This window comes from Modestobacter sp. SYSU DS0511, assembly GCF_054050755.1.
In genome coordinates, this window is record NZ_JBJGZY010000064.1 from 1 (window position 1) to 8,178 (window position 8,178).

General features: G+C 75.4%; 10 protein-coding genes. 3 read left to right on the forward strand and 7 right to left on the reverse strand.

Going from position 1 to position 8,178, the window contains the following annotated elements; genetic code table 11:
• From ACI783_RS19455 to ACI783_RS19465, 3 genes are all read right to left on the reverse strand, one after another.
• Window positions 1-817: HpcH/HpaI aldolase/citrate lyase family protein (locus tag ACI783_RS19455; protein ID WP_457141980.1), on the reverse strand; the 817-nt coding region annotated here is incomplete at its 3' end.
• Between the two features lie 59 nt (window positions 818-876).
• Entirely contained in the window at window positions 877-1,803 is a 927-nt protein-coding gene (locus tag ACI783_RS19460; protein ID WP_457141981.1) for a DMT family transporter, read from the reverse strand.
• Complete coding sequence (locus ACI783_RS19465; protein WP_457141982.1) at window positions 1,800-2,696, reverse strand: PhzF family phenazine biosynthesis protein; 897 nt, start codon at window positions 2,694-2,696, stop codon at window positions 1,800-1,802. The genes ACI783_RS19460 and ACI783_RS19465 overlap by 4 nt, the downstream gene beginning before the upstream one ends.
• A 23-nt stretch (window positions 2,697-2,719) precedes the next feature.
• Between ACI783_RS19465 and ACI783_RS19470 the strand changes: the two genes are divergently transcribed.
• Complete coding sequence (locus tag ACI783_RS19470; protein WP_457141983.1) at window positions 2,720-3,958, forward strand: magnesium transporter MgtE N-terminal domain-containing protein; 1,239 nt, start codon at window positions 2,720-2,722, stop codon at window positions 3,956-3,958.
• Complete coding sequence (locus ACI783_RS19475; RefSeq protein WP_457141984.1) at window positions 3,951-4,493, forward strand: DUF1003 domain-containing protein; 543 nt, start codon at window positions 3,951-3,953, stop codon at window positions 4,491-4,493. The genes ACI783_RS19470 and ACI783_RS19475 overlap by 8 nt, the downstream gene beginning before the upstream one ends.
• Window positions 4,494-4,508: 15 nt before the next feature.
• Here ACI783_RS19475 and ACI783_RS19480 read toward each other — a convergent pair whose 3' ends face one another.
• The 4 genes from ACI783_RS19480 to ACI783_RS19495 are packed head-to-tail and all read right to left on the reverse strand — an operon-like array spanning window position 4,509 to window position 6,735.
• Window positions 4,509-5,006 (reverse strand): AAA family ATPase, encoded by a 498-nt coding sequence (locus tag ACI783_RS19480; RefSeq protein ID WP_457141985.1) that lies wholly within the window; start codon window positions 5,004-5,006, stop codon window positions 4,509-4,511.
• A gap of 10 nt (window positions 5,007-5,016) precedes the next feature.
• Entirely contained in the window at window positions 5,017-5,655 is a 639-nt protein-coding gene (locus ACI783_RS19485) for a DUF6518 family protein (RefSeq protein ID WP_457141986.1), read from the reverse strand.
• 49 nt (window positions 5,656-5,704) lie between these two features.
• Complete coding sequence (locus ACI783_RS19490) at window positions 5,705-6,022, reverse strand: AzlD domain-containing protein (RefSeq protein ID WP_457141987.1); 318 nt, start codon at window positions 6,020-6,022, stop codon at window positions 5,705-5,707.
• Window positions 6,019-6,735 (reverse strand): AzlC family ABC transporter permease, encoded by a 717-nt coding sequence (locus tag ACI783_RS19495; protein ID WP_457141988.1) that lies wholly within the window; start codon window positions 6,733-6,735, stop codon window positions 6,019-6,021. Before ACI783_RS19495 ends, ACI783_RS19490 begins: the two co-directional genes overlap by 4 nt.
• Window positions 6,736-6,894: 159 nt before the next feature.
• Here ACI783_RS19495 and ACI783_RS19500 point away from each other — a divergent pair, with 159 nt between their 5' ends.
• Complete coding sequence (locus ACI783_RS19500; RefSeq protein WP_457141989.1) at window positions 6,895-8,055, forward strand: Mrp/NBP35 family ATP-binding protein; 1,161 nt, start codon at window positions 6,895-6,897, stop codon at window positions 8,053-8,055.
• The last annotated feature ends 123 nt before the right edge of the window (window positions 8,056-8,178 follow it).

The window sequence follows — 8,178 nt, forward strand, 5'->3', positions numbered from 1 at the left end:
CGGCGGCGGAGGTGTGCCAGTCGTAGGCGTCGAGGATCAGCTCGGCGTGGTCGTAGTCCTCCTGCGAGGGCGCGTAGACCTCGTTGGCGGCCTCTATCTGGCCCGGGTGCAGCACCCACTTGCCGTCGAAGCCGAGCACCGCCGAGCGCCTGGCCACCGCGCGGAACCCGTCGACGTCGCGCACCTGCAGGAACGGCCCGTCGATGGCCTGCACCCCGGCGGCGCGCGCGGCCACCAGGATCGTCATCAGCACGGAGTGGAAGGGGTCGCCCGGGTAGTCCGGGTGCAGCGCGCCGACCGCCAGCGTCTTCATGTTGAGGCTGGCCATCAGGTCGGCCGGGCCGAGGACGAGCGTCTCGACGCGGGGGCTGGCGGCGGCGATCGCGTGGATCTCACGCAGGCCCTGGGCGGACTCGATCTGGACCTCGATGCCGATCCGCCCCACCGGCAGGCCGTTGGCCCGCTCGACCTGGGTGAGCAGCAGGTCCAGCGCCCGGACCTGCGCGGCGTCGACGACCTTGGGCAGCATCAGGCAGTCCAGGTTCGCCCCGGCGCCCTCGACCACCTCGATGACGTCGCGGTAGGTCCACTCCGTCGTCCAGTCGTTGACCCGGACGACGCGGACCTGCTCACCCCAGCCGCCCTCGTTCAGCGCGGCGACGACGTTCCTGCGGGCACCGGGCTTGGCCAGCGGCGCGCAGGCGTCCTCCAGGTCCAGGAAGACCTGGTCGGCGGGCAGCCCCTTGGCCTTCTCCAGGAACCGGGGGTTGCTGCCGGGGACAGCCAGGTTGGAACGACGGGAGCGCAGCTCGGCCACGGCGCCTCCTTCCTGCCGACGACGGTGTCGGGACCGGACAGTAGCGAGGTGGTCCCTCCTCAGGTGACCGGTTCGGTCACCGTCGCCGGGCGGCCGGCCCGCACCACCAGGGCGACCCCGACGACGACGGCGAGCATCCCCGGCAGCGCGAGCAGCGGCGGCGCCTGCTGCAGCAGCACCAGCGCGACCAGCAGCGCGCCGGGCACCTCCAGCAGGATCGCCAGGCCGACCACCGTCGGGCCGACCGTGGAGAGCACCTCGTTGAGGATCGTGTGCCCGAGCAGCTGCGCGCAGACGGTGATCGCGACGATCAGCCACCAGTCGCGGGCGCTGAACCCGACCAGCGGCACCCCGGCGACCAGCGCGGCGACGGCGAGGGCCAGCGCGCAGGTGGAGTAGCAGGTGACGGCGTAGGCCGAGGTGGTCAACCGGGTGCGGGCCCGCGCGCCGGCGAGCATGTACCCGCCGGCGCAGATCGCCCCGAGCAGCGCCAGCCCGTCGCCGGCCAGCGCCGTCCAGGAGACGGTGACGTCGACCCCGGCGATCAGCGCCGCGCCGAACACCGCCAGGCCCAGCCCCCACCACACCTGCGGGGGCAGGTGGACACCGGAGACCCGGGCGGCCAGCGCCGTCCAGATCGGCGTGGTGGTCACCAGCGCGGTCGAGGCGGCGACCGTGGTCATCGACAGGCTGGGCAGCCAGGCGGCGAAGTGCGCGGCGAGGAACAGCCCGGCGACCACCGAGCTGCCCAGCTGGCGCACCCGCAGCCCGGCCAGCGCCCCGCGGTCGCGCACGAGCAGCGGCACCAGCAGCACCGCCCCGGCGGCGGTGCGCCAGAACGCGATCGCCAGGAACGAGGTGGCCACCAGCGCGGTCAGCGGCCCGGAGAAGGAGACGCCGACCACCGCGACCGCCATCAGCGCCGCGTCCCGCCCGCCGGGCCGGGTGACCGCCCACGCCGGTGCCGTGGGAGCGGCCGTGCTCATCCCGGTACTCGGATGGTGCCGGTCGCGATCGGGACGACGGCGCCGGCGACGGTGGCCGCGGTGGCCCGCCCACCGGCGGTGGTGACCGTGCACTCCAGCACCGACGGGCGGCCGAGCTGCTCACCCTGGCGGATCGTGTACCGCGCCGTCCCCTCGGCCGGCACCAGCCCGGCGGCGGCGAGCCACACGCCGGTGCCCAGCGCGGCGGAGCCGGTCGCCGGGTCCTCGCCCCAGCGCAGGTCACCGGCGAACACCCGGGTGTAGGCGGTCGCGGAGCCGGCGTCCCAGCTGAGCACCGAGACGCCCTCGCCGACGCCCAGCAGGTCCAGCGCCCCCTGGTCGGGCCGGGCCCGGTCGACGGCGTCGGGCCGGACGGCGAGGTAGGTGAAGGGCAACCCGCAGCCGGCGACGTGCGCGGGCAGGCCGGCCAGGTCGTCGGCGGTCAGCCCGAGCGCGCGGGCGACCGCCGCCGGTTCCGGGGCGTCGACGAGCGTGGGCTCGCCGCCGCCCAGGGTGGCGCCCTCGCCGTCGACCGTCAGGTCGAGCACGCCCACGGCGCACTCCTGCTGCAGCCGCCCGGCCGGGAGCCGGCCGGTGCGCACCAGCGTGTGCGCGGCGCCGACGCTGGGGTGCCCGGCGAAGGGCAGCTCGGCGAACGGGGTGAAGATCCGCACCCGGTAGTCGGCGCCCGACCCCGGCGTGGGGGCGCACAGGAACGACGTCTCCGACAGGTGGAACTCGAAGGCCAGCGCCTGGCACTGCTCGGTGGTCAGCCCGTCGGCGTCGAAGACGACGGCGAGCGGGTTGCCCGCGTAGGCGCGCGGGGCGAACACGTCGACCACCTCGTAGGCCAGACGATCAGGTGCCAGTCCCTCAGTTGGCAGGGTGCTCACCCGCGCGACGGTAGCCTCCCTCCGTGACGACGGTGACGAGGGCGTACGTCTCCCGGATCGCCGGGTTGACCGTCTTCGACCCCAACGGCGACCGGGTCGGCAAGGTGCGCGACGTGCTGGTCGCGCTGCGGGTGGGCAGCGCCGCCCCACGGGTGCTCGGGCTGATCGTCGAGGTCGTCGCCCGGCGCCGGATCTTCTGCCCGATGGGCCGGGTCACCGGGCTGGACGCCTCCTCGGTGACCCTCGCCTCCGGCACCGTCAACCTCAAGCGCTTCGAGCAGCGGGCCGGGGAGACCCTGGTGCTCGGTGAGCTGCTGGACCGGCGGGTCACGATCGACGAGTCCGGCCGCCCGGCGACCGTCGTCGACGCCGCGATCGAGCAGACCCGCACCGGCGACTGGGTGGTGTCCCGGCTGGCGGTGCAGGAGCCCGGCCGGCTGGGCCGCCGCGGTCAGCTGCAGCAGCTGGCCTGGGACGAGGTGGGCGGGCTGTCGCTGCCGGAGACCGGGCAGAGCGCGGAGACGCTCATCGCCACCTACCGCGAGCTCAACGCCGCCGACGTCGCGCACGCGCTGCAGGACCTGCCGATCAAGCGGCGGCACGAGGTGGCCGAGGCGATGGACGACCAGCGGCTGGCCGACGTGCTCGGCGAGCTGCCCGAGTCCGAGCAGATCACCATCCTGGGCACCCTCCACGAGGGCCGGGCGGCCGACGTCCTGGAGGAGATGGACCCCGACGACGCCGCCGACCTGCTCGCCGAGCTCTCCAACGTCGACCGCGACCGGCTGCTGGAGCTGATGGCGCCCGACGAGGCGGAGCCGGTCCGGCAGCTGCTGAAGTACTCCGAGGACACCGCCGGCGGCATCATGACCAGCGAGCCGGTCATCCTCTCCCCCGACGCCACGGTCGCCGAGGCGCTCGCCCGGGTGCGGGTGCGCGAGCTCAGCCCGGCGCTGGCCAGCCAGGTCTACGTCTGCCGGCCGCCGTCGGCCACCCCCACCGGCCGGTACCTGGGCCTGGCGCACATCCAGCGACTGCTGCGCGAACCGCCGTCCGCGCTGGTCAGTGGCGCGCTCGATGACATGGACCCGCTGCGCCCGGAGGCGCCGCTGGCCGAGGTCACCCGGTACTTCGCCACCTACAACCTGGTGGCCGCGCCGGTGGTCGACGCGCAGGGCCACCTGGTCGGCGCGGTCAGCGTCGACGACGTGCTGGACCACCTGCTGCCCGAGGACTGGCGCGAGCGGTCCCGCCGTGGCTGAGTCCGCCGACCGCCGGGCCGACCTGCGCCTGGACCAGCCGCGCGGCGCGCGCACCCTGGGCAGCTTCCTGCGGCTGGACCCCGACGCGGTCGGCAAGTTCGCCGAGGGCATCGCCCGGTTCCTGGGCACCGGCCGGTTCCTCGCCGTCCAGACGATCATCGTGATCGTCTGGATCGCACTGAACGTGACCGCGGTGAACCTGCGCTGGGACCCCTACCCGTTCATCCTGCTCAACCTGGCCTTCTCCACCCAGGCCGCGTACGCCGCGCCGCTGATCCTGCTGGCGCAGAACCGGCAGGCCGACCGCGACCGGGTGCAGGCCGAGGAGGACCGGGCGCGCGCCGCGCAGAACCGGGCCGACACCGAGTACCTGGCGCGCGAGCTCGCCTCGCTGCGGGTGTCGATCGGCGAGCTGGCCACCCGCGACTTCATCCGCGGCGAGCTGAACCGCCTGGTGCCCGACGACGCCGACGACCGGAAGCGGGAGAAGAAGGACAAGAAGCGCCGCGAGGCGAGCGCCGACCCGGTCGGCTGAGCCCTCGGTCCGTGCTCAGCCCCCGACGGCGGCGAGCACCGCGGCGACCGGGTCGCCGCCGGCCGTGTCGACGACGGTGTGCCGTTCGTGCCACTGGTCGATGCGCCGGTCCTGCACCTGCGCCCACGTCGGCACGGTGTGCCCGGGCAGGTCGGCGGTGCGCGCCTCGATCCGCCTGCGGTGCTCGGCCCGGTCGGTGCAGATCAGCCGCAGCCAGTGCACGGGTGCGCCGTGCCGGGCGGCCAGCTCGCGGAACGGCCGGCGGGCCGCGGCGACGTCGAAGACCGCGTCGACGACGACGGCGGTGCCGGCGGTCAGGCAGGTGTCGGCGGCGGCCAGCGCCAGGGCGTAGCCGTGCGCGCCGACGTCGTCCGGGCCGGCGACCAGCTCCTGCCGGACCAACGCCAGCTCGAAGGCGTCGATCCGCAGGTGCGCGGCGGGCAGGGCCGCCGCGACCGACCGGGCGACCGTCGTCTTGCCCACCCCGGGCAGACCACCGACCACGACGAGCACGCCCGCCACCTCACACCACCCGGTGCAGCAGGTCGAGCACGTCGGTCGCCACGAGCAGCGCCGGCACCGCGAGGACGGCGGCCCACGCCCGCGTGCGGTGGTCGGCGGGGAGCACCGCCACCAGCACCAGGGCGGTGACCAGCTCGGCGGCCACCTGCACCGGCCGGCCGGGCAGCACGAGGCCCGGCTGCACCCAGGTCAGCCAGAGCTGGCGGGCCGCTCCGCTGCCGAGCACCAGCCCCGCGGGCACGCCGAGCAGCGCCCCCGGCAGCCAGCCGGACCGGCGGGTCGCCCAGCGCACCACGGCGCCGGTGGCCGGGACGGCGGTCGCCGACAGCAGCAGCCAGGCGACGAGCAGCCGCGGCGACCAGCCGAAGTCCAGCACCAGCGCCGCCCAGGCGTAGTAGGCGACGGTCATCGCGGCGAAGAAGACGCCGGCCCGGACGGCGGCGGTGCGCACCGAGGGCGCCAGCCAGCCGATCAGCGCCACCGCGAGCACCCAGGCCGCCGGGTAGGTGCCCAGGTCGGCGGCCCACCGCCAGCCCGACTCGTCACCCGCCTTGGCCAGCATCCCGGCGAGCAGCCCCATCCCCGCACAGCCCAGCAGCCGCGCCGCCTCCGTGCGGGTCCCCGTCGCCGTCGTCGTCACCCGGCGATGGTGCCGGGGCGCGCCGCGGCCGGGCGGCAGCCGCGCCGGGTCAACCGGTGAGGACGTGCACCAGCGCGCCCGCAGCGCCGGCGAGCACCAGGACCACGATGAACGGCGCCCGTAGGGCCAGCGCCAGAGAGGCCACGGCCAGCCCGACCAGCCGCCCGTCGAGCACCAGCGCCGAGCCCGACGTGGCCGCCTGCACTGCCACCAGCGCGGCGAGCAGCGCGGCCGGCACGAACTCGACGATCCGGGTGACCCACGGCTGCTCCACCCAGGCGGCCGGCACCGACAGCCCGGCGAGCTTGAGCAGGTAGCAGCCGACCGAGGCGACCAGCACGACCGTCCAGAGCGTTCCGCTGCTCACGCCGCCGCCTCCCGCGTCCGCCGCGGCCGGCCCACCAGCGCGACCGCGACCACCGCCAGCACCACCTGCGCCCCGACGGGCACGACCGGGGTGAGCGCCAGGGCCACCACTGCCCCGGCCAGGGCGACCCGGCGCTGCACCCACGGCTCGCGTGCACTGCTCCGCAGCCGCGGCCACAGCAGCGCGAGGAAGGCAGCCGGCACGATCGAGTCCAGCGCCGCCTGCGCGGCGCCCCCCAGGGCGGCAGCACCCATCGAGCCGACCACCGTGGTCAGGTTCCAGCCGAGGTAGAGGGTGGCCCCGGTGGACCAGAAGGCCAGCCGGCCCAGCTCCCGGTCAGGGGCGGCGACCGCCATCGCCGTCGTCTCGTCGATCACCCAGTGCGCCGCGCCGGCCCGCCGCCACCACCCACGGGGCGCGAGCAGCGGCGCCAGCCGCACGCCGTAGACGGTGTTGCGGGTGCCGAGCAGCAGGGCGCTGCCGACGGCGGCGAACGCTCCCCCACCGGCGCCCACGACGCCGACCAGCGCGAACTGCGAGGCGCCGGTGAACATCAGCGCGGACATGGTCAGCGCCTGCCAAGTGTCCAGCCCCGCGCCGGCCGCCGCGGCGCCGAACGCCACCCCGTAGAGCCCGACGGCGGCGCCCAGCCCGACGGCGTCCCGCAGGGTCGCGGACCGGGCAGACCGGGCGGACCGGGCGGAGCGGGGCACGCAGCGCACCCTAGTGACCGCCGGGGAACGCCCCGGATCACACCTCCGCCGCCCGGGTGGCCCCCCGAGTCGCCGTACAGTGGAGACCGCCCGCGCGTGGGTTCCCGCAGGTCGGGGCCCGGCACCCGTGGGCTCCCCGTCGAAGGAGACTCCCCCCGCATGTCCGACACGCTGACCGGCTCGCCGGCGCTCGACGCCGTGAACGCGGCCCTCGCGACCGTCCAGGACCCGGAGATCAACCGTCCGCTGCCCGAGCTCGGCATGGTCAAGGACGTGCAGATCGGCGTCGGCGGCGACCCGGGCGCGGTGCGCGTCGAGGTCTACCTGACCGTGGCCGGCTGCCCGATGCGCGAGACCATCACCAGCCGGGTCACCCAGGCCGTCGGCGCCGTCCCCGGCGTCACCGGCGTCCAGGTCGGCCTGGACGTGATGAGTGACGAGCAGCGCGCCGAGCTGCGCAAGACCGTGCGCGGCACCGACGCCGCCGACCCGGTCATCCCCTTCGCCCAGCCCGGCTCGCTGACCCGCGTCTACGCGGTCGCCTCCGGCAAGGGCGGGGTGGGCAAGTCCAGCGTCACGGTCAACCTGGCCGCCGCGATGGCGAAGAAGGGCCTGTCGGTCGGCGTCGTCGACGCCGACATCTACGGCCACTCGGTGCCGCGCATGCTGGGCGTCGACGACAAGCCCACCCAGGTCGACAACATGATCATGCCGCCGCAGGCGCTGGGCGTGAAGGTCATCTCGATCGGCATGTTCACCCCGGGCAACACCCCCGTGGTGTGGCGTGGCCCGATGCTGCACCGCGCGCTGCAGCAGTTCCTCGCCGACGTGTGGTGGGGCGACCTCGACGTCCTGCTGCTCGACCTGCCGCCCGGCACCGGCGACGTCGCGATCTCCATCGCCCAGCTGCTGCCCAACGCCGAGATCCTCGTGGTGACCACCCCGCAGCAGGCCGCCGCCGAGGTGGCCGAGCGCGCCGGCGCGATCGCCACGCAGACCCACCAGCAGGTGGTCGGTGTCATCGAGAACATGTCCTGGCTGGAGCTGCCCGACGGTTCCCGCATGGAGGTGTTCGGCTCCGGTGGCGGCGAGGCCGTCTCCGACGCGCTCACCAAGACCCTCGGCGCGCGGGTGCCGCTGCTGGGTCAGGTGCCGCTGGACACCCGGCTGCGCGAGGCCGGCGACGCCGGTGCGCCGATCGTGCTGGCCGAGCCCGACGCCCCCGCAGCGCAGGCGCTGACCGCGATCGCCGACGGGCTCACCGCCCGTTCCCGCGGCCTGTCGGGGATGTCGCTGGGGTTGACCCCGGTCAACCGCTGACCTGATCGACGTCGAGAAGCCGGTCCCCCGAGCGGGGGGCCGGCCTCTCGCGTGGTCAGCGGGCTGCCACGCGAGAGGCCGAGCTGATCCTCGACGCCTACGACTGGCACACCTCCGCCGCCA

Excerpts from the sequence above, each read along its gene's own strand:
- ACI783_RS19460 (WP_457141981.1), bottom strand. The coding sequence starts at position 1,803 with ATGAGCACGGCCGCTCCCACGGCACCGGCGTGGGCGGTCACCCGGCCC.
- ACI783_RS19500 (WP_457141989.1), top strand. The coding sequence starts at position 6,895 with ATGTCCGACACGCTGACCGGCTCGCCGGCGCTCGACGCCGTGAACGCG.